This is a genomic window from Agrobacterium tumefaciens (assembly GCA_025560025.1).
Classification (GTDB): Bacteria; Pseudomonadota; Alphaproteobacteria; order Rhizobiales; family Rhizobiaceae; genus Agrobacterium.
Genome location: CP048485.1, coordinates 1,198,571 through 1,218,027, shown reverse-complemented (window position 1 = coordinate 1,218,027; position 19,457 = coordinate 1,198,571). Strand labels below are relative to the sequence as shown.

General features: G+C 59.0%; 21 protein-coding genes and 1 tRNA gene. 12 read left to right on the top strand and 10 right to left on the bottom strand.

Going from position 1 to position 19,457, the window contains the following annotated elements; translation table 11 throughout:
* Positions 1 to 32 precede the first annotated feature (32 nt).
* Together FY152_06025 and lipB are read right to left on the bottom strand one after the other, a co-directional pair.
* The gene (locus FY152_06025; protein UXS31669.1) at positions 33 to 1,100 is read right to left on the bottom strand and encodes an NAD(P)-dependent alcohol dehydrogenase; all 1,068 of its coding nucleotides are present in this window, start codon (positions 1,098 to 1,100) and stop codon (positions 33 to 35) included.
* A gap of 66 nt (positions 1,101 to 1,166) precedes the next feature.
* A complete protein-coding gene (gene lipB, locus FY152_06020; protein ID UXS31668.1) occupies positions 1,167 to 1,898 on the bottom strand; it encodes a lipoyl(octanoyl) transferase LipB in 732 nt (243 codons plus the stop codon).
* A gap of 189 nt (positions 1,899 to 2,087) precedes the next feature.
* Between lipB and FY152_06015 the strand changes: the two genes are divergently transcribed.
* The 3 genes from FY152_06015 to FY152_06005 all read left to right on the top strand — a co-directional run bounded on the left by FY152_06015 (position 2,088) and on the right by FY152_06005 (position 3,941).
* Positions 2,088 to 2,172, top strand: a tRNA-Leu gene (locus FY152_06015).
* 572 nt (positions 2,173 to 2,744) lie between these two features.
* Positions 2,745 to 3,170 (top strand): PAS domain-containing protein, encoded by a 426-nt coding sequence (locus FY152_06010; protein UXS31667.1) that lies wholly within the window; start codon positions 2,745 to 2,747, stop codon positions 3,168 to 3,170.
* A 342-nt stretch (positions 3,171 to 3,512) separates the two neighbouring features.
* Entirely contained in the window at positions 3,513 to 3,941 is a 429-nt protein-coding gene (locus FY152_06005) for an OsmC family protein (protein UXS31666.1), read from the top strand.
* Between the two features lie 3 nt (positions 3,942 to 3,944).
* Here the strand turns inward: FY152_06005 and FY152_06000 are convergent, their stop codons facing one another.
* Genes FY152_06000 through FY152_05990 form a run of 3 tightly spaced genes read right to left on the bottom strand, consistent with a single transcriptional unit; the run spans position 3,945 to position 7,077 of the window.
* A complete protein-coding gene (locus tag FY152_06000) occupies positions 3,945 to 4,439 on the bottom strand; it encodes a peptide deformylase (protein UXS31665.1) in 495 nt (164 codons plus the stop codon).
* Positions 4,440 to 4,456: 17 nt separating this feature from the next.
* The gene (locus FY152_05995) at positions 4,457 to 4,759 is read right to left on the bottom strand and encodes a hypothetical protein (protein ID UXS33222.1); all 303 of its coding nucleotides are present in this window, start codon (positions 4,757 to 4,759) and stop codon (positions 4,457 to 4,459) included.
* On the bottom strand, positions 4,759 to 7,077 hold the full coding sequence (locus tag FY152_05990) for an FdhF/YdeP family oxidoreductase (GenBank protein ID UXS31664.1): 2,319 nt from the start codon (positions 7,075 to 7,077) through the stop codon (positions 4,759 to 4,761). Before FY152_05990 ends, FY152_05995 begins: the two co-directional genes overlap by 1 nt.
* Before the next feature lie 394 nt (positions 7,078 to 7,471).
* On the opposite strand from FY152_05990, the gene mgtE reads away from it, so the two are divergent.
* Together mgtE and FY152_05980 are read left to right on the top strand one after the other, a co-directional pair.
* A complete protein-coding gene (gene mgtE, locus FY152_05985; protein UXS31663.1) occupies positions 7,472 to 8,899 on the top strand; it encodes a magnesium transporter in 1,428 nt (475 codons plus the stop codon).
* 70 nt (positions 8,900 to 8,969) lie between these two features.
* The gene (locus tag FY152_05980; protein ID UXS31662.1) at positions 8,970 to 9,356 is read left to right on the top strand and encodes a MerR family DNA-binding transcriptional regulator; all 387 of its coding nucleotides are present in this window, start codon (positions 8,970 to 8,972) and stop codon (positions 9,354 to 9,356) included.
* Positions 9,357 to 9,533: 177 nt separating this feature from the next.
* Here FY152_05980 and FY152_05975 read toward each other — a convergent pair whose 3' ends face one another.
* Together FY152_05975 and FY152_05970 are read right to left on the bottom strand one after the other, a co-directional pair.
* The gene (locus FY152_05975) at positions 9,534 to 10,499 is read right to left on the bottom strand and encodes a DUF1624 domain-containing protein (GenBank protein UXS31661.1); all 966 of its coding nucleotides are present in this window, start codon (positions 10,497 to 10,499) and stop codon (positions 9,534 to 9,536) included.
* A gap of 69 nt (positions 10,500 to 10,568) precedes the next feature.
* Complete coding sequence (locus FY152_05970; GenBank protein UXS33221.1) at positions 10,569 to 11,261, bottom strand: DUF599 domain-containing protein; 693 nt, start codon at positions 11,259 to 11,261, stop codon at positions 10,569 to 10,571.
* A 504-nt stretch (positions 11,262 to 11,765) separates the two neighbouring features.
* Between FY152_05970 and cobU the strand changes: the two genes are divergently transcribed.
* From cobU to ccoP, 5 genes are all read left to right on the top strand, one after another.
* Positions 11,766 to 12,287, top strand: coding sequence for a bifunctional adenosylcobinamide kinase/adenosylcobinamide-phosphate guanylyltransferase (cobU, locus tag FY152_05965; protein ID UXS31660.1), 522 nt, complete (start codon positions 11,766 to 11,768; stop codon positions 12,285 to 12,287).
* A 234-nt stretch (positions 12,288 to 12,521) separates the two neighbouring features.
* A complete protein-coding gene (gene ccoN / locus FY152_05960) occupies positions 12,522 to 14,168 on the top strand; it encodes a cytochrome-c oxidase, cbb3-type subunit I (protein UXS31659.1) in 1,647 nt (548 codons plus the stop codon).
* Positions 14,169 to 14,178: 10 nt separating this feature from the next.
* Positions 14,179 to 14,910 (top strand): cytochrome-c oxidase, cbb3-type subunit II, encoded by a 732-nt coding sequence (ccoO, locus tag FY152_05955; protein UXS31658.1) that lies wholly within the window; start codon positions 14,179 to 14,181, stop codon positions 14,908 to 14,910.
* A gap of 13 nt (positions 14,911 to 14,923) precedes the next feature.
* Positions 14,924 to 15,076 (top strand): CcoQ/FixQ family Cbb3-type cytochrome c oxidase assembly chaperone, encoded by a 153-nt coding sequence (locus FY152_05950; protein ID UXS31657.1) that lies wholly within the window; start codon positions 14,924 to 14,926, stop codon positions 15,074 to 15,076.
* A 3-nt stretch (positions 15,077 to 15,079) separates the two neighbouring features.
* Entirely contained in the window at positions 15,080 to 15,943 is an 864-nt protein-coding gene (ccoP, locus tag FY152_05945; GenBank protein ID UXS31656.1) for a cytochrome-c oxidase, cbb3-type subunit III, read from the top strand.
* A gap of 55 nt (positions 15,944 to 15,998) precedes the next feature.
* Here ccoP and FY152_05940 read toward each other — a convergent pair whose 3' ends face one another.
* From FY152_05940 to FY152_05930, 3 genes are read right to left on the bottom strand one after another with little or no spacing between them, the layout of a single operon-like run.
* Positions 15,999 to 16,445 (bottom strand): VOC family protein, encoded by a 447-nt coding sequence (locus tag FY152_05940; GenBank protein UXS31655.1) that lies wholly within the window; start codon positions 16,443 to 16,445, stop codon positions 15,999 to 16,001.
* A 16-nt stretch (positions 16,446 to 16,461) separates the two neighbouring features.
* Positions 16,462 to 16,818, bottom strand: a complete 357-nt coding sequence (locus FY152_05935; GenBank protein ID UXS31654.1) for a VOC family protein — start codon at positions 16,816 to 16,818, stop codon at positions 16,462 to 16,464.
* A gap of 10 nt (positions 16,819 to 16,828) precedes the next feature.
* On the bottom strand, positions 16,829 to 17,233 hold the full coding sequence (locus tag FY152_05930) for an SRPBCC family protein (GenBank protein UXS31653.1): 405 nt from the start codon (positions 17,231 to 17,233) through the stop codon (positions 16,829 to 16,831).
* 119 nt (positions 17,234 to 17,352) lie between these two features.
* On the opposite strand from FY152_05930, the gene ccoG reads away from it, so the two are divergent.
* Positions 17,353 to 18,936, top strand: coding sequence for a cytochrome c oxidase accessory protein CcoG (ccoG, locus tag FY152_05925; GenBank protein UXS31652.1), 1,584 nt, complete (start codon positions 17,353 to 17,355; stop codon positions 18,934 to 18,936).
* Complete coding sequence (locus FY152_05920; protein ID UXS31651.1) at positions 18,933 to 19,433, top strand: FixH family protein; 501 nt, start codon at positions 18,933 to 18,935, stop codon at positions 19,431 to 19,433. Before ccoG ends, FY152_05920 begins: the two co-directional genes overlap by 4 nt.
* The last annotated feature ends 24 nt before the right edge of the window (positions 19,434 to 19,457 follow it).

Below are 19,457 nucleotides of genomic sequence, written 5' to 3'. Positions count from 1 at the left end.
GGGGACGCCGGAAACTCGCCCCCTTTCCAGGGTCAGGCAGCCTTCTGGCGCGGCAGGCTCTTCATATCAATGACGAAGCGATAACGCACATCGCTTTTTATCATGCGTTCATAAGCGTCGTTGATCTGATCGATATCGATCATCTCGATTTCGGCGGCGATGCCTTTTTCGGCGCAGAAATCCAGCATTTCCTGGGTCTCGGGAATGCCGCCAATCATCGAACCGGCAAAGGTCTTGCGGCCGGGGATGAGGCTGAAGGCGTGGACGGAGAGCGGCTTTTCCGGAGCGCCCACCTGCACCAGCGCGCCATCGCGTTTCAGCAGCGCGAGATAGGCGTTGATGTCATGGTCGGCGGCAACCGCATCAATGATCAGATCGAGACTTGCAGCGGCACTCTTCATCTGCTCGGCATCACGGGAGACGATTACCTCATGGGCGCCGAGCTTTTTCGCGTCTTCCGCCTTGCCGGGCGACGTCGTGATCATCACCACGGTCGCGCCCATGGCATTGGCTATCTTGACGGCCATATGACCAAGGCCACCGAGGCCGACCACGCCGACACGCTTGCCGGGTCCTGCGTTCCAGTGGCGCAGCGGGGAATAGGTGGTGATACCCGCGCAAAGCAGGGGTGCTGCGGCGGCCGGATCGAGGCCTTCGGGAATGTTGAGGACGTAACGGTCATCGACGACGACATGGGCAGAATAACCGCCAAGCGTATGAGCGCCACCGCCCATAGCCTTGTCGGGCGAATTATAGGTGCCGGTCATGCCGTTTTCGCAATATTGCTCCAGCCCCTCGGCGCAGCTTGCGCATTGCCGGCAGCTATCGACGATACAGCCGACACCAACCCGGTCGCCCGCCTTGAACTTGGTGACCTGCGCGCCCACCCGGCCGACGCGGCCGATGATTTCGTGGCCGGGAACGCAGGGGTAGAGGGAGCCCGGCCATTCGCTGCGGGCCGTGTGGATATCGGAGTGGCAGACGCCACAGAATTCGATCTCGATTTCGACATCGCGCGGGCCGGGATCGCGACGCTTGATGGTCGCGAGCTTCATCGGCGAAGAACCGTCATCGCAGGCATAGGCGGACGTTGTGAACATGGTCGTTCCTCCTCTTGTGGTGATCGATGCTGGAAACACCGGCCTGCGGCAAAAGTTGCAGTGGGATCAGCCGCCGGAGCCGGATTCGGGCACTGCCTCGCCAAACACCTCCTCGAAGGCTTCGCGCAGCAGAACGTCGACATCACCGATCATAACCGGCAATCCGAGATCGACAAGGCTGGTGACGCCATAGGCGCTGATGCCGCAGGGAACGATGCCGGAAAAATGCGAGAGGTCGGGATCGACATTGATCGACAGCCCGTGGAAGCTCACCCATTTGCGCAGCCTGATGCCAAGCGCGGCGATCTTGTCTTCAGCCATGCTGCCATCTGGCAGAAGAGGTTTCTCCGGCCGCCGGACCCAAACGCCAACACGATCTTCGCGCCGTTCGCCGCGCACATTCATCTTGTCGAGCGTGCGGATGATCACGTCTTCCAGCGCCGCCACATAGGCGCGGACATCCTGACGCCGGCGTTTCAGGTCCAGCATCACGTAAACGACCCGCTGTCCCGGCCCGTGATAGGTATATTCACCGCCACGGCCCGTGGCGAAGACGGGAAAACGATCCGGCTCTATGAGGTCGGCGGCGTCGGCGCTGGTGCCGGCGGTGTAAAGTGGTGGATGCTCTAGAAGCCAGACGAGTTCATCCGCTTCGCCACTGGCGATGGCGGCGACTTCCCGCTCCATTTCCTCAATCGCCTGCTCGTAGGGGACGAAACCTTCCGAGATTCGCCAGCGAACGGGCGGGGAACCGGCGGCGGGCAACATATTTGTCTCGATATCGGTGCGTGTGAGCATGAAAAAGTCCTTTCCACAGCCTTCTCGCAAAATGATGACAAGGCGGCAACCCCAGCATTTCCGGGCTTCCTGCATATAGGATGGTGCGGTGCGATTTTTAATTTCAAAAAACTGTCACGACGCTCTTGTGCACCGAAAATCCTTTTGCTACATGCACCCCCGTCGGCGCAAGTCGACGCCTACCACGATGCGGTCGTGGCGGAATTGGTAGACGCGCAGCGTTGAGGTCGCTGTGGGGCAACCCGTGGAAGTTCGAGTCTTCTCGACCGCACCAAAGAAACCCGCTTCGGCGGGTTTTTTCTTTTTTAGCCAATCGGTTGGCAGTAAACTTCCCAGAGCAAGAATTCCGTTGACGCCGACTATGCGTGCCGCATTTGTGTCTTTTATCCACAGACGGCTATGAGAAGTTGGGGCGGCAAATAATCGATTTGCCGCCGACCGGACGATGTTCTGACGGCCTAGCGTCGAATGATATTCGAGGCGGTGCCGTTGTCTTGATGGTTGCCGTCACCGACGCGATAAGGATCGCCATCCATGACCTGATCCATCCGCCATCCGCTTCCTCGATATGGACTTTCCCATGTCTGGCACCCAGCAAGAAAAACGGTTGCCGACAGCAGTCCAAGGGTAAGGGCGGTTCGCAGCATATTAGCCTCCTTCGAAATTTTAGCGCAAAGCTATGTAGGTGCAGGCGAACGGCTTTACGATATCTCTTCAGAATTTATCGCCGCCTGGAGGCCGTCATCCGGTCTTGGTCATCATTAAATTTCGGTGGATATCGATGCACGCTGTAGTAGGTGGGTGGTTACCCCCTACAAAAGCAAGGGGTGGAATATTAGAGGTCTGATGTTAGCTTTTGTCAGGAAAAAATGTCTGGGGGTTTTCGTGCAAGGGGACAAAACGGATTCAGACAATGCACTCGGCTATTATATGTGGAGCATTTCCGACAACAGGCTGATCATGGACGCGGTTACAGCGGAATGCCATGGATTTTCCGAAACCGTGGCGTCACGCGGTGTGACGATCGAGGATGTTCTGGAAAGAATCGATGTCGAAATGCGCGATCAGGTGGCGCAGGCGATTTTCGACAGCATTACGACGGGTGTGTTCTTCGACCAGCGCTATAAGGTCAATCTGCCTGATGGTTCCGCCCGCTGGATCGTTGCGAAGGGCAGGGCAATCTTCGATGCGGAAAACACGCCGTTCCTCGGCATCGGCAGCGTTCGCGACATCACGCTTAAAAAAACCTATCAGTTCGAACCGCGCCAATGACGCAAAAAAAGGCGGCTTTCGCCGCCTTTTTTTATGTGCGCTTTGCCGGGACATCAGAAGACGGCGAGATATTTCAGAAGCGAAATAATACCGATGATGATGACGATGATCTGCGCGATCTGTTTTGCGCCACCGCCCACGGGCAGTCGTGCGATGAGCCACAAGACAAGCACGATCACCAGGAAGGTGATCAGAATGCTGACGAGCGTAGATGTAACCATATGTCCCAGCTCCCTGTAAAATAAAGGTTCAACGATCGTTCACCGTTGTGTGAGTAAAAAGCGCCAGATAGATTTTTGTTCCATGCGATCGGTTGCGTGCGATTAAATCAGGATTATTTGAATGGTCGAAGGCGCGAAGGTGAAGGTGAGACCCATTGGCGCGACAGCCACGGTTGGGCGGCTTGGTCGACCGGTGATTTCGACAAGGACCGGCGGCGCACTTGAGATCGCGACCGGCGTCTCGGAGCCGGGCTTCAACCCGCTCGATCTTCTTTATTCGTCGCTTGCCGCATGCCTGACGCTCAGCGCCCGGATCGCGGCGAGCCGTATGGGTCTGCTGGACCATTTCGAGGGCGTCACCGTTGATGTTGCCGGTGAAAAATCTGCAGAAGAACCCTATCGGATCATCCGTTTCGATATAACGATCGAGATAACCGGGGATTTCGACGAGGCTACCCGCGCTGCAATCGCGCATTCGGCCGAGGATATCTGTACCGTCAGCAACACGCTGAAGGGCGAGGCGGAATTTGTGCTGTCGATTGCCGGCTGATCGTCACGGCTTTCGGGATTTTTCCCATTTCTTTACCAGCCGGTCGCGTTTGAGCTTCGACAGTCGCTTCAGCCAGAAGATGCCATCGAGCTGATCGATTTCGTGCTGGATGCAGATAGCGTGAAACCCCTCTGCTGCCTGACTATGTTCCATGCCCGCTGCGTCCTGAAATCTCACTTCGATCTGGGATGGTCGCTCCACCTCCTCGGTGAAATCCGGCATCGAGACGCTGCCCTCCACATGCCGCATGGTCTTTGCGGACCGGCTGAGGATCTCAGGATTGATGTAGGTGAGGACGTTTCCCGGTGTCAGTTCGAGCACGAAAACGCGCTGCCTTACGCCTATATGGGCCGCGGTGATGCCGACGCCGGGAGCGGCGCGCATCGTGTCAGTCAGGTCCGTGACCAGTTCCTGCAGATGATCGTCAAAAATAGTAACAGGCGCGCAGGTCTCGCAAAGACCCGCATGGGGGTAGGGCAGAATCGGCCTGATTGCCAAGGAATGCTCCGTTCTTTTCAATTGCGGGAAGGAGAAGCCGCAAGCGCCTGTCCTTCCGCCGTCACTTCCAGAAAGCTGCGCTGGGTGCGAGCATCGCGTTTCGTCACCCGCACGAAGCGGGGTGACAGGGCAGCGATTTCGCGCAGAACGAGAGCGTGCGCAAGCCCCAGCCGGTTTGCGATGCTGCGGCTGTCGGTGGCTATGTCTTGATGGATAGCCAGAAGGACCGCCGCACCCGTCGCGGTAATAGCAGAAGAGGCTTCTTGCTGGATCTGTTCCACAGCCGCCATGAAAGCGGCTGCGGATTGCTCTTCTTCCATCAAGAGGCGTTCGCCTTCACGGGGGCATCGGCAAGCAGGCGGACGGAGACGAGCACGGATTTCGATGTCGGCGTAAAGCTGCCATCACCATAGCTCGATAGCGGCACCAGCACGTTCAGTTCCGGATAATAGCCGCCGACGCTGCCACGCGGGATATTGTATGGCACGAGCCGGAAGTTTTCCGCGATGCGTTCCACGCCATCGCCATATTCGCCGATGACATCGACGCGCTGGCGGGAATGGGCACCGAGTGCTTCCATATCCGCAGGGTTCATGAAGATGACATGGCGCTCGCCATAAACGCCGCGATAACGGTCGTCCATGCCGTAAATCGTGGTGTTGTATTGATCGTGACTGCGGAAGGTCTGCAGCACGAAAAGATTGTCACGGCTGAGCGCCTGCTGATGCTCGGTCTGTTCAGGCAGGGGGCCGCTATAGAAGGTGGCCTTTTTCGCAGGTGTGTTCCACCGCCGTTCGGCCGCCGTGTTGCGCAGATGAAAACCGCGCGGCACGCGGACCCGTTCGTTGAAATTGTCAAAACCGGGAATGACCCGCTCGATCATGTCGCGGATGAGATCGTAATCATCGGCAAGCGCTTTCCAGTCCACATGCGCATTGCCGAGCGTCGCTTGCGCAATGCCGGCGATAATGGCGACTTCCGAGCGGAGTTCGTCCGAGGCCGGCGGGTTGATGCCGCCTGAACCATGCACCATGCTCATGGAATCCTCGACCGTAACAATCTGCGGCCGTCCTGCCGAATTGCGGTCGATTTCCGTTCGGCCGAGACAGGGCAGTACGAAGGATGTCTCGCCCGGCACCAGATGCGAATGGTTGAGCTTGGTGGCGATATTGACCGTGAGTTTCTGCTTCTCGAAAGCCTTGATGATCAGCGGGCTGTCGGGCGTCGCCCGCAGGAAGTTGCCACCGAGCGCAATGAAGGTCTGAGCCTTGCCATCCAGCATGGCGGCGACGGCTTCCACGGTGTTGTGGCCGGGCTTGCGCGGCATGGACACGCCGAGTTCTTTCTCCAGCGCGTCGAGAAGGGCAGGCGGCGCTTTCTCGTCGATGCCGACGGTGCGGTCGCCCTGCACGTTTGAATGGCCGCGCACCGGGCAGAGACCGGCGCCGGGGCGGCCGATATTGCCTCGCAGCAGCATGAAATTGGTGATTTCGCGAACGATGATGACGGAGTGCCGGTGTTGTGTGACACCCATGGCCCAGGTGGCGATGACAGAGCCGGCATTCATGTAGATGCCGGCGGCTTCCTCGATCTGGGCGCGGGTCAGGCCGGACTGGTCGAGAATGGTTTCCCAGTCGGTTGCCTCGACGGCGGCGCGATAGGCTTCGAATTCCACCGCATGTTCGGCGATGAAGTCGTAGTCGATGATCGCGGGTTCACCAGCCGCCCTTGCGGCATCGTCGGCGGCGAAGACAGCCTTGCTCATGCCGCGCACGGCGGCCATATCGCCGCCCTGCCGCGGCTGGTAATAATTGGTGGCGATCCTCGTGTTGCCGCCGGTGATCATCTCGATCTTGTCCTGCGGATCGGCGAAGCGCTCCAGACCCTTTTCGCGGATCGGGTTGAAGACGGCGATCCTTGCGCCGCGAAGGGCGGCGCGGCGCAGGTCGCCCAGCATGCGGGGATGGTTGGTGCCCGGGTTCTGGCCGATCACGAAGATGGCGTCCGCCTGTTCGAAATCCTCAAGCAGAACCGTGCCCTTGCCGACGCCGATCGACGCTTTCAGGCCGACGCCGCTTGCCTCGTGGCACATGTTGGAACAGTCGGGGAAATTATTGGTGCCATAGAGCCGTACCATCAACTGATAGATGAAGGCGGCCTCGTTGGAGGCGCGGCCGGAGGTGTAGAATTCCGCCCGGTCCGGGCTGTCGAGGCCGTTCAATATCCTGCCGATTTCAGCAAAGGCATCGTCCCAGGATACCGGCAGATATTTGTCTGTCGCCCGGTCGTAGCGCATGGGGTGGGTGAGGCGGCCCTGTTTTTCCAGATCGTAGTCGGACCAGCCGCGCAGTTCGGATAGGCTATGGGCGGCAAAGAAATCCGGCGGCACGCGGGCTTCCGTCGCTTCCCAGGCGACTGCCTTGACGCCATTTTCGCAAAATTCGAAGGAAGAGCCGTGTTCTGGATCGCCCCAGGCGCAGCCGGGACAGTCGAAGCCGTCCGGCTGGTTCGTCTTCAGCAGCGTGCGTGCCCCGGAAATCGGCGCGCCTGTTTCCAGAAGCCGTTTGCCGACGCTTTTAAGCGCACCCCAGCCGCCTGCGGCGGAGGAGGCCTTGCCGATGAAATCCGTCTTGCTCATTGCTTTGGCTTTCCCAAAATATGCGTTCCCGGCCATGTGGTCGCTGCGGCCGATCCTATGTAAAAAAGCTGTTTCAGAATCGCCTATGGACGACATATGTCAATCTCTATCTTGGTGTTGCCTGGAGTGGGAAAGGGTCTGTCCGGGCTCTTCCTGCGGAACGGCAGGGGTGCGGCGCGCGTTGAGAGAATTGCGGCGCCATGCACTCCTGACGCGTCGTGAAGGGGCGCTGCGTCCTTAAATCGCGGTCTCTCAAAGCGGCGGTTCATGACATTTGCGTCGCAGTTGGGAGGCTTGTTGTTTTCCGCCTATCCGGTTGTTGACAATATACTTTTTAACGCCATTCTGCCTGCGCATTCGTGCACTGCGGCATTTGAATACAAGAGGACGCCAGATGACAGACCGTGACGACGATCTTGTCGCGCCCGAGGAGTTGAGGCCGGCAGAGGCACTTTCCGATATCTACGCCGAAGACGGGTCTGTCCGTTCGGATTTTCTGGCGATGGTGGGGGCGGCTATTGCCGACCGAGACCTGCTGTTCCTGCGCAAGAATGTTGCGCGGCTGCACGAGTCGGAACTTGGCGACGTGCTCGAATCCATCCTGCCGGAACAACGCCATGCGCTGGTGCGGCTGCTTGGCTCCGATTTCGACATGACGGCGCTGACCGAGGTGGATGAGGGTATCCGCCTTGATATCGTCGACCAGATGTCGAACGAGCAGATCGCTGCCGGTATCGGCGAGCTGGATTCGGACGACGCGGTCTATATTCTCGAAGACCTCGACGACGAGGACCGCGAAGACATTCTCTCGCAGCTGCCGTTCACCGAACGGGTGCGGTTGATGCGGGCGCTGGATTATCCGGAAAGCTCGGCCGGACGTCGCATGCAGACGGAATTCGTCGCCGTGCCGCCGTTCTGGACCGTGGGGCAGACCATCGACTATCTGCGCGAAGAGGAGGAACTGCCCGACTCCTTCACGCAGATATTCGTCATCGACCCCACCTTCAAGCTGGTGGGCGCACTCGATCTCGACAAGGTGCTGCGCGCCAAGCGTCAGGTGAAGATCGAAACGATCATGCATGAGACGAACCACTCGATTCCTGCCGAAATGGACCAGGAGGAGGCGGCGCAGCTTTTCGAGCAATACGACCTTCTTTCCGCAGCCGTGGTTGACAATAACGGACGTCTTGTCGGCGTGCTTACCATCGATGACGTGGTCGACGTTATCCAGGAAGAGGCCGAGGAGGACTTGCTGCGCCTTGGGGGTGTGGGTGACGAAGAACTGTCGGACAGTATCGCCAGCACGTCGCGCTCGCGCGTGCCATGGCTTGCCGTCAACCTCATCACCGCATTTCTGTCCGCCTCGGTCATCAGCCTGTTTGATGCGACCATCCAGCAGATTGTCGCGCTGGCGATTTTGATGCCGGCGGTCGCGGGTATGGGTGGCAATGCCGGATCGCAGACCATGACCGTATCCGTGCGGGCGCTGGCGACCAAGAGCCTCGATATCCACAACGCCGCCCGTATCATCCGTCGTGAGGCGGGTGTCGGCATCCTGAATGGCATGCTGTTCGGCTGCGCCATCGGCGTTGTTGCCGGCATCTGGTTTCAGGATGTCCACATCGGGGGCATCATCGCCACCGCCATGTGTCTCAACATGCTGGCGGCGGCGCTGGCAGGCATTCTCATCCCGCTGGTTCTCGACAAGTTCGGGGCGGACCCGGCCGTTTCTTCGGCGGTCTTCGTCACGGCCGTGACAGATATTGTCGGCTTTTTCGCTTTTCTGGGTATTGCGACCTGGTGGTATGGTATTTCCGGTTAGGCGCGGCGAGAAAAATTGACTTTTACGTGAAGGTCAAATAATATTATCCGGTTATGAATCGGATAGGCCCTTGGACAAGTATTATAGCATAACCGAACTGACACGCGAATTCGGTGTTTCCACCCGCACCTTGCGATTTTACGAGGACGAGGGGCTGATTCACCCTGAGCGTCGCGGGCGCACGAGGCTTTTCAGGGCCGCGGACAGGCGTCTCATTCAGGAAATCCTGCGCGGCCGCCGTATCGGTTTCACGATTTCTGAAATCCGCGAGATTATTCACGTTTACAAGGAGCCCCCGGGCGAATCGGGCCAGCTGGTGCTTCTGATGAAGAAGGTCGATGAAAAGCGTGCCGATCTCCGGCAGAAACGCAAGGATATCGAGGAGACGCTGGCCGAACTCGACAATGTCGAGGAGGCCTGTCTGACGCGGCTTGCCGAAATCGGCGTCGGGACTTGAACAAGGCCCCTGCCGGTCGCGCTTAAGGCGCGCTTTTAGAGGTCGATACCTCTCCTTCGTCACCCTCGGGCTTGACCCGAGGGTCTACAGCGACGTCGATGGATCCTCGGGTCAGGCCCGAGGATGACGTCGAGCATAGGACACCACGCCATTCCTCTATGACCCGGCAACTTTTTCCTACTGCGCCTCAACCGTGCACTGCTGCGCCACTTCGCCAACCTTGGTCTGCTGATCGGCGCTGAGCTTGCCTTCCATCATCGTGTCGAACAGGTTTTCCGCCTGCAGTTTTTCCAGCGTGCAGCCGCAGAAACGCTGGCACAATTCCAGCCCGTTCGGCTGTTCGACGCAGCTTTTTTCGCAGCTCGATTTGTAAAGCTCGACCTGATCGACCGGTGGAGGCGGGGCCACCTGCGACAGGACGTAGACAAGGCCGATCAGCACCGGCTGGTGAATGAGGTAGAAGGAGAGGCTGTGACGGCCGGCGCTTGCTATCAGATTGCGCGGCGAGCTTGGACTGCGAAAACGGTCCAGCCAGTCGCGTGGCGTGACGAATTGCGAAACCGCGAGCCCGGCAAGAAAGGGGGCAAGCCACGGCAGGAGCGGCACATAGTCGTTCGAACGCGGCGGCATGGTGGAAAAGCCGATCCAGGCCAGCCACTTGCTGTTGAACAGGTCGGATTGAACATAGTGCGGAAGCGCAAAGGCAATCACTGCAAAAAGCAGCGTTACAGGCGCGGGTGCGCGCAGAAACAGCAGGCCAACGAGGCTTGCCGCGGCGATATTGTGCAGGATGCCGAAAAAGATGAAGCTGTCCGGAAAGGCGAAATACGTGGCGATGGTGATGAGCAGCGCCGAGCCGGCCACCATCGCAAAACGCTTGCCGAAGGACGGCCAGTTCAGGCCTTTGCCATGGGCAAGAAACAGGCTGAAACCGGCCAGAAACAGGAACGAGCTTGCAATGCCGCGCGCATAGAGCTTCCAGAGGCCCGTGGTTGCCGTGCCGGGTTCGAGATAGCCGAAATATTCGAGGTTCCACGTGAAGTGGTAGGATGCCATGGCGATGAGCGCCAGCCCGCGCAATGTATCAAGACCGCCGATGCGGCCTTTGCGGCGGTTTTCGTTTGCGGCTGTGTCTGTGTCCATGGTTTCCGCTTTTTCAGCTTTGTGGAGGGCCAATATTCACCCGGGCTTGGCCCTTGAAGTGCGGCTATTTCAAGGCCTGTTTTCTTCCATGATGGCGCGGCGCGCCTCGGAAAAGAACTGACGGCGCAACAGCGCCACGATGATGATGACGGTGCTGGCAATGAAGACATAAGGGCTGATGAACCAGCCGAGATAACCGATGGACAGAAAGATCGTCCGCAGGCCGTCATTGAAGTTCTTAGCAGCGATGATGTTCATCTTTATGACGTTTTCAGCCGCGCGCTCGGCCGCCTCACGGTCCGAATTGACGTCGTGGACCATGGGAATGGCGCCGAACAGGATCGTGCAATAGTTGAACAGACGGTAGGACCAGCCGAACTTGAAGAAGGAATAACCGAAAAGACAGGTGAGCCCGATGACCTTCAGCTCGAAGGCCGTGCGTCCGGCATAGTGCACGAAAGGCATGTCGCGGAAGACCGATTCCACCTGCTCGGTCGCTCCCAAAAGAGCGAAACATCCGCCGATGGCGAAGATGGAGGTGGAGGCGAAAAAGGCGGTGCCATTCTGCAGGCCGGCCATGATCTGCGTGTCGATCATCTTCAGGTCGCGTTTGAGGGAGTTCATGATCCACTCACGCCGGCGCTCGGCCATGGCCTGATTGAGGCTGGTTCTCGAAAACAGCGTCCTTCCCGTCGTGACATGCGTATAGACGGCCCACAGCACTATGAAAACGACGATCGAAATATAGTCCATGATGGTCATCACGGGCAGGCCACCTTGCTGTTTGCGAATCTTCGAAAGCATATTGATTTGAAGGCCATGCCAAGGCAATGGCAGCGGCCTCCGTCAGCCGATATTCTGCCGCGGCGTTGCAGCTCGATCATTTTATTTTCTGCTAACGTTCCGGTAACCAAGTGGCTTTATCAATCCTCTCGCGGACAGCAGGTCTGCCGGTTCCGGGTAAGGTTTTGCGTACCGGTTCCGCTTTGATTTTCCGGCCATATCGCGTGCCGATTGACAGGGCCGCCTTTCGCACCTAGCCTTTCATCAGGACCGGTGTTTCCGGCGCCCGGAGTTGTCAGGACTTTGATATGATCCGCATCCTGCGGACAGGTTGTGATCTCTCTGGCCCGGTATCAGCGGCAGTCCGGCATGAGCAACCGGGGGACGCCTTTTTCTACGAATCGTTCCCTTCATGTCCGCCTGTCCCTGGCTTGCGACATCGCAAAGATACCGGTCCGCTCCATTCTCTCTTTCAGGTTTCCCATGACAGATAAAAACCGCTCCGTTTTCATTCTTGGCGGTGCGCGCTCGGGCAAGTCCCGTTTCGCCGAAGAGCTGGCGGGGAATGCCGGCGGCCATCTGCATTATCTGGCCACCGGCCGGGCATGGGACGATGAAATGCGCGATCGCATCGATCACCATCAGGCGCGGCGCGGCGGGGAATGGACAACCCATGAAGCGCCCGTGGATATCGCCGGCGTGCTTGCCCAGCTTGACGGGCCGGACAACGTGATCCTCATCGACTGCCTGACATTGTGGCTCACCAATCTGATGATGGAAAATGCCGATATCGAGGCCGCCTTTGCCGCGCTTGAGACGGCGATCATATCCACCAGAGCGAAACTCATTCTCGTCTCCAACGAGGTCGGTCTCGGCATCGTGCCGGAGAACCGCATGGCGCGGGAATTTCGCGATCATGCGGGGCGGCTGCACCAGCGTGTCGCCGCCATTGCCGGCGAGGTCTATTTCGTCGCTGCGGGTCTGCCATTGAAGATGAAGGGCTGATGCCGCCGGCCTCTTAAGCCGGAACCGTTTCGGAGCCCGGCCATTTTGTTCCGACATCGTTTTGCATGAACGCAGCGTTCTTCCCCGCTACGACAGCTTCGCTTTCTTGATCTGAATCAAGGTGGCTTCCCCACGCCGGTGGCAATGCTCCAACCGACGCAAAGGCCCGTTTCCGCTTAGTCAAGCGCGCGCCGTGCCTTTCGTCGGTCGCTTGCACGTTGGGGGAAACCAACAATGAATTACACGTTAGAAACCGCGATCGTGGCCCTTGGGGCCTTTCTCGCGTTGCTCGGGGCAGCCTTTGCCCATGACAGTCTTTTCGCCGCCCATATGTGGGTGCTGTTCTTTACGCTTCTGGTCAGCACGGTGCTTCTGCTGCGCCGCGTGTCCTTCGCGCCTGTCGATCCCGCCGCACGCGTGCGGCTCAAGTCGCAATATTTCGATGAGGTGGTGAAATACGGCGTCATCGCCACCGTGTTCTGGGGTGTCGTCGGTTTTCTGGTTGGTGTCGTCGTGGCGCTTCAGCTCGCCTTTCCCGATCTCAACATCGCGCCCTATTTCAATTTCGGCCGCGTACGGCCCCTGCACACCTCTGCGGTAATCTTCGCTTTCGGGGGAAATGCGCTGATCGCCACATCCTTCTACGTGGTGCAGAGAACCTGTCGCGCGCGCCTGTTCGGCGGCAATCTCGGCTGGTTCGTGTTCTGGGGCTACAATCTTTTCATCATCATGGCCGCTACCGGCTATCTCCTGGGCATTACGCAGGGCCGTGAATATGCCGAGCCGGAATGGTATGTGGATATCTGGCTGACCATCGTCTGGGTCGCCTATCTCGTCACCTTCCTCGGCACGATCCTGACGCGCAAGGAGCCGCATATCTATGTGGCGAACTGGTTCTATCTGAGCTTCATCGTCACCATCGCCATGCTGCATATCGTCAACAATCTGGCGATTCCGGTTTCCTTCCTCGGCGTCAAGAGCTACTCGGCCTTCTCCGGCGTGCAGGATGCGCTGACGCAATGGTGGTACGGCCATAACGCCGTCGGTTTCTTCCTCACCGCCGGCTTCCTCGGCATGATGTATTATTTCATCCCGAAGCAGGTGAACCGTCCGGTCTATTCCTACCGTCTGTCGATCATCCACTTCTGGGCGCTGATCTTCATGTATATCTGGGCCGGTCCGCACCACCTGCACTATACGGCGCTGCCGGACTGGGCGCAGACGCTCGGCATGGTGTTTTCGATCATGCTGTGGATGCCGTCCTGGGGCGGGATGATCAACGGCCTGATGACGCTTTCAGGCGCCTGGGACAAGATCCGCACCGATCCCATCGTGCGCATGATGGTGATGGCGGTTGCCTTTTACGGCATGGCGACCTTCGAGGGGCCGATGATGTCGATCAAGGCCGTCAACTCGCTCAGCCACTATACCGACTGGACCATCGGCCATGTGCATTCGGGCGCTCTCGGCTGGAACGGCATGATCACCTTCGGGGCGATCTATTACCTGACGCCGAAACTCTGGGGCAGGGAGCGTCTTTACAGTCTGCAACTCGTCAACTGGCACTTCTGGCTCGCCACGCTCGGCATCGTCATTTACGCCGCCGTCATGTGGGTGGCCGGCATCCAGCAGGCGCTGATGTGGCGCGAATATGATAGCCAGGGATTCCTCGTTTATTCCTTCGCGGAATCGGTCGCGGCGCTGTTCCCCTATTACGTGATGCGTGCATTGGGCGGTCTGATGTTCCTCAGCGGCGCGCTCATCATGGCCTACAACGTCACGATGACCATTCTCGGTCATCAACGCGACGAAGGTATCCACACGGATGCCGAGGCTTCGGCGCAGCCCGCCGAAACCCGTTCGCTACAGCCCGCTGAATAAGGAGAGGCCGATGTCCATACTCGACAAACACGGCGTCATCGAACGCAACGCTACACTCCTCTTGGTCGGCTCCCTGCTGGTGGTCTCCATCGGCGGCATCGTGGAAATCGCCCCGCTCTTCTATCTCGAAAACACCATTGAGAAGGTGGAGGGCATGCGACCCTATACGCCGCTGGAGCTCGCCGGGCGCAACATCTACATCCGAGAGGGATGTTACGTCTGCCACAGCCAGATGATCCGGCCGTTCCGCGACGAGGTGGAGCGTTACGGGCATTATAGCCTGGCGGCTGAATCCATGTACGACCATCCGTTCCAGTGGGGCTCCAAGCGCACGGGCCCGGACCTCGCGCGTGTCGGCGATCGTTATTCGAACGAATGGCATGTGCAGCATCTGGCCGATCCGCGCTCGGTGGTGCCGGAATCGATCATGCCCTCCTATGCGTTCCTGAAGACCACGCCGCTGAAGATCACCGACGTTTCCATGGAGCTGAAGGCCAACCGCGCCGTCGGCGTTCCCTATAGCGACGAAATGATCGAAAAATCCGCCGCCGATCTGGCCGCCCAGGCTGACCCGAATGCGGATTCGTCGGAACTCCTGGTGCGTTATCCCAAGGCGAAGGTGGGTGATTTCGATGGCGATCCGGCCAAGCTTACCGAAATGGATGCTCTGGTCGCCTATCTGCAGATGCTCGGCACGCTGGTCGATTTCTCGACTTATGACGATGCCGCCGGATACCGGTGAGGAGGTGTGAGCCATGGAAACCTACACGGCCATGCGCCACTTCGCCGATAGCTGGGGCCTGCTTGCCATGACCCTGTTCTTTGCCGGCGTCGTCGTTTTCACCCTTCGCCCCGGCTCGAAAAAGGCCGCGGACGATGCCGCCAGCATTCCGCTTAGGGAGGACTAAGATATGTCCGAAAAACACATTGATGACATCAGCGGCGTCGAAACCACCGGCCATGAATGGGACGGTATCCGCGAGCTGAACAATCCCATGCCGCGCTGGTGGGTCTGGACCTTCTATGCAACGATCCTCTGGGCGATTGGCTACACCATCGCCTTTCCGGCATGGCCGCTGATCAATGGCGCGACGCAGGGCTTGCTCGGCTGGAGCAGCCGTGGCGAGATCGCGGCCGACATGGCCGAAGCGAAACAGTCGCAGAGCGTCTATGTCGACAGGATCGCCAACTCGTCGCTTGCTGAAATTCAGGCAGATCCGACCCTGAGGCAATTTGCCCTTTCCGGCGGCGCTGCCGCTTTCAAGGTCAATTGCATTCAGTGTCACGGTTCGGGCGCGGAAGGCGGGCAGGGCTATCCCAACCTCAACGATGACGACTGGATGTGGGGCGGCAGCGTCGACGACATCTATACGACGGTGAAGCACGGCATTCGTTTTGCCGACGATGCGGATACGCGCGCTTCGGAAATGCCGGCCTTTAGCGATATCCTCCAGTCGAATGAAATCCGCGAGGTTGCCGCCTATGTCGTCAGTCTCACCGGCACCCCCTCCAACCCGGCGCTGGTGGAGCCCGGCAAGCAGCTCTTTGCCGACAATTGCGCCTCCTGCCACGGGGAAGACGCCAAGGGCAATCGCGAATTCGGCGCGCCCAATCTGGCCGACGCGATCTGGTTAAAGTCGCATGGGGAGGAAGGCATCGTCTCGCAGATCCGTTCGCCCAAGCACGGCGTCATGCCCGCATGGGGTGAGCGTCTGGGTGACACGACCGTCAAGCAGCTGGCAATCTTCGTGCATTCGCTTGGTGGGGGCGAATGAGGCAAGTAGAATGTAAGGAAGGGCGCCGGGGAGGCGCCCTTTTTTATTGTTCAGATCAGGCGTTTTCCGCCCGTCCATCCGGATATTCGGCTGGTCCCTTCAACTCGATCTTGTTGCCGAAGGGATCACGGAAATAGAACGAATGTCCCATTCCTCTCGCGCCGCCGTGAAAGGCTTCCTGTTCTATCGTGACGTTAAATTTCGCCAGATGGGCGCGAAGCGCATCATGGTTCAGAGGACCGGTCGCTATGCAGATGTGATCGACATTACGACCTCCGGCGACGGGCGGAGTGGCCTTTGTGCCACCGGGGTGCGTGACATCCCACAGCACGATCAGGGCATTGCCGCTCCAGACTTGTTCCATCCCGAGAGCAGGGTAAGAGTAACCATCCCTACACCCCAGCACGTTCCGGTAAAAATCGAGCGCCCGCGTCATGTCGTCGACGATGAAGACGATATGATCGATACCGACCAACGAAAAAGGCGGTGTTGTCAAAGTCATGGCGGGCTCCTGCCGATCAATTTCTCGACCAGACGGCCAGTTCGTATCCGTCCGGATCGGTGAAATGAAAACGGCGCCCGCCGGGAAAGGCGAAGATCGCAACGCTGATCTGCCCGCCGGCGGCTTCGACGCGGCGCTGCACATCCTCGATATCGGCGGCGTAGAGAATGACGAGCGGTCCGCCCTTGGCCGAGACCGGCGCCGTGGTGGTGAAACCGCCGGTCAGCCGGCCATCGGAAAACTCGCAGTATTGCGGACCGTAATCCTTGAAGGACCAGCCGAAGGCGCCACCGTAAAACTCCTTGCTGCGTTCGATATCGGCGACGTTGAATTCGACATAGTCGATCTGCCGGTCGTTCGTATTCGTGGTCATGGTTCCTCCATCAATCCTTTTCGAGCAGCGCCTTCAGCGTTTCGAGATCGGCCGTGACCGCTCTTGCATCCTGCTCGAAATCCTCGTCCGTCATGCCCTGAAGGCGAAGCAGGGTGAAACTCACCTCCGTGCCGCTGCCGTTCGGCGTTACCCGTAGCGCGTTATAAACCTTCACGCCATCCGGCAAGGTCACGACATGGTCGATGACGCCGAACTCGTTTGTGGGCGCGAAATTGACGCGCACCTCGCCAAGCGGCCCGCCCTCGGCGATCCAGTCTTCGCCGTCCGGCTTCAGCCCACCGCCAAGACCTGCCGCCCAGCGCGGCATGTTCTGCGGGTCGGAGGCGAAGTCGTAGACATGGCTCCAGGGTTTTTCGATCGACAGATGAATGATTCTCGACTGCATGACAGGCATTTCATCCTCCCTTGGCGGCGCGTTCCCATACTGCGCCACTTTGTCGTCACTTGATGCAAGTCAAGGATGTTTCACCGGGGAGATGGGAGAAAGCAAGGAGATAAAAACGGACTCCTATCATGAACATCTATCGCGCCGGACAGGATCGCCCGCAACAGCCCGTCGAGAGACTGGAGGCGGAAGCCGTCAATTCCGCAAAAACGCGCAAACCGCTCTACGAAGCACGCAGGAAGATTTTTCCCAAGCGTGCGGAAGGCAGGTTCCGGCGGTTCAAATGGCTGGTGATGCTGGTCACGCTCGGCATTTATTATCTGACGCCGTTTCTGCGCTGGGATCGCGGTCCCTATGCGCCGGATCAGGCGGTGCTGATCGATATCGCCAACCGGCGCTTTTATTTCTTCTTCATCGAAATCTGGCCGCAGGAGTTCTTCTTCGTCGCCGGATTGCTGGTCATGGCCGGGCTTGGGCTGTTTCTCGTTACGTCCGCTATCGGGCGTGCATGGTGCGGTTACACCTGTCCGCAGACCGTCTGGGTTGACCTGTTTCTGGTGGTCGAACGGGCGATAGAGGGCGACAGGAACGCGCGCATGAAACTGGATGCCGCGCCCTTCACATTCGGCAAACTGCGCAAGCGGATACTGAAACACGCGATCTGGCTGGTGATCGGCGTTCTGACCGGCGGCGCCTGGATTTTCTATTTTGCCGATGCTCCGACACTGGCCATGCAGTTCATGACAGGGCAGGCGCCGATGATCGCCTATTCCACCGTCGCCATCCTCACCGCCACCACCTATGTCTTCGGTGGACTGATGCGGGAACAGGTCTGCACCTATATGTGTCCCTGGCCGCGCATCCAGGCGGCGATGCTGGATGAGAATTCGCTTGTCGTTACCTATAATGACTGGCGCGGCGAACCGCGCTCGCGGCATGCCAAGAAGGCGGCAGCGGCAGGGGAGAGCATCGGTGATTGCGTCGATTGCAATGCCTGCGTCGCGGTCTGTCCCATGGGCATCGACATCAGGGACGGGCAGCAGCTGGAATGCATCACCTGCGCGCTCTGCATCGATGCCTGCGACGGGGTGATGGACAAGATCGGCAAGCCGCGCGGGCTGATCGCCTATGCGACGCTTTCCGAATATCAGTCCAACATGGCGCTGGCGACCGACAATGGTGAGCATGCCATCCGCCCCGCCAATGTGCGTGAGGAGGACGGCAGCTTCAGGAAGAGCATCCGCCACTTCAACTGGCGCATCGTTTTCCGGCCGCGCACGCTGCTTTACACGGCCATATGGTCGGCGGTCGGCATCGGCATGCTGTTTGCGCTGGTGACGCGGGAGCGGCTGGCGCTGAATGTGCTGCATGACCGCAATCCGCAATATGTGCTGGAATCGAACGGCTCCATTCGCAACGGCTATACTGTGCGCATTCTGAACATGGTGCCGCAGCCGCGCGTAATGAGCCTGACCATAGAAGGCATTCCGAATGCAGTGATGAAGATCAACGGCATGCCGGATACGGCTGCGCGCACCTTCGAGGTGACGGTGGAGCCGGACGAGGCGACGACGCTGAAGGTCTTCGTCACCCTGCCGGGCGAGGATGTGGCGCGGGCGGCGGAAAACTTCGAATTCATCGTCAGCGATACGGGCGGCCATGAGACGGCCCGCTACGATGCTGTCTTCAACGCTCCGGGAGTGAAAAAATGACCGTGAACAATCGCCAGACGTCCGGTTTCACGTTCACCGGCTGGCACATGCTGGGTGTCATGCTGCTGTTTTTCGGCACCGTCATCACCGTCAACATGGTGATGGCCTGGAACGCGGTCAACAGCTGGAGCGGGCTTGTCGTACCCAATACCTATGTGGCCAGCCAGCAGTTCAATGCCAAGGCGGAAGCCGCCAAGGCACGGGCTGCGACCGGTATCAGGGGCAAGCTCATCGTGGATGAAAAGACCGTGCGTTACGAGGTGTTTCATCCCGATACCGGCCCGGTCGAGACCGATAAGGTGACGGCGCATTTTCGCCGGCCTGTGGGGGAACGCCAGAATTTCGACATGGAACTGACGCCGGTTTCCACCGGTGTCTTTACCGGACCGCATGATATGCTGCCGGGCCAATGGATCGTCGAGGTTACCGCCGTCAAGGACGGCCGGATTATCGTGCATGAGGGCACGCGGATCGCCGTCATCAGGGGGCGCAAATGAGCTGCTGCGCACCGGGAACGGAAG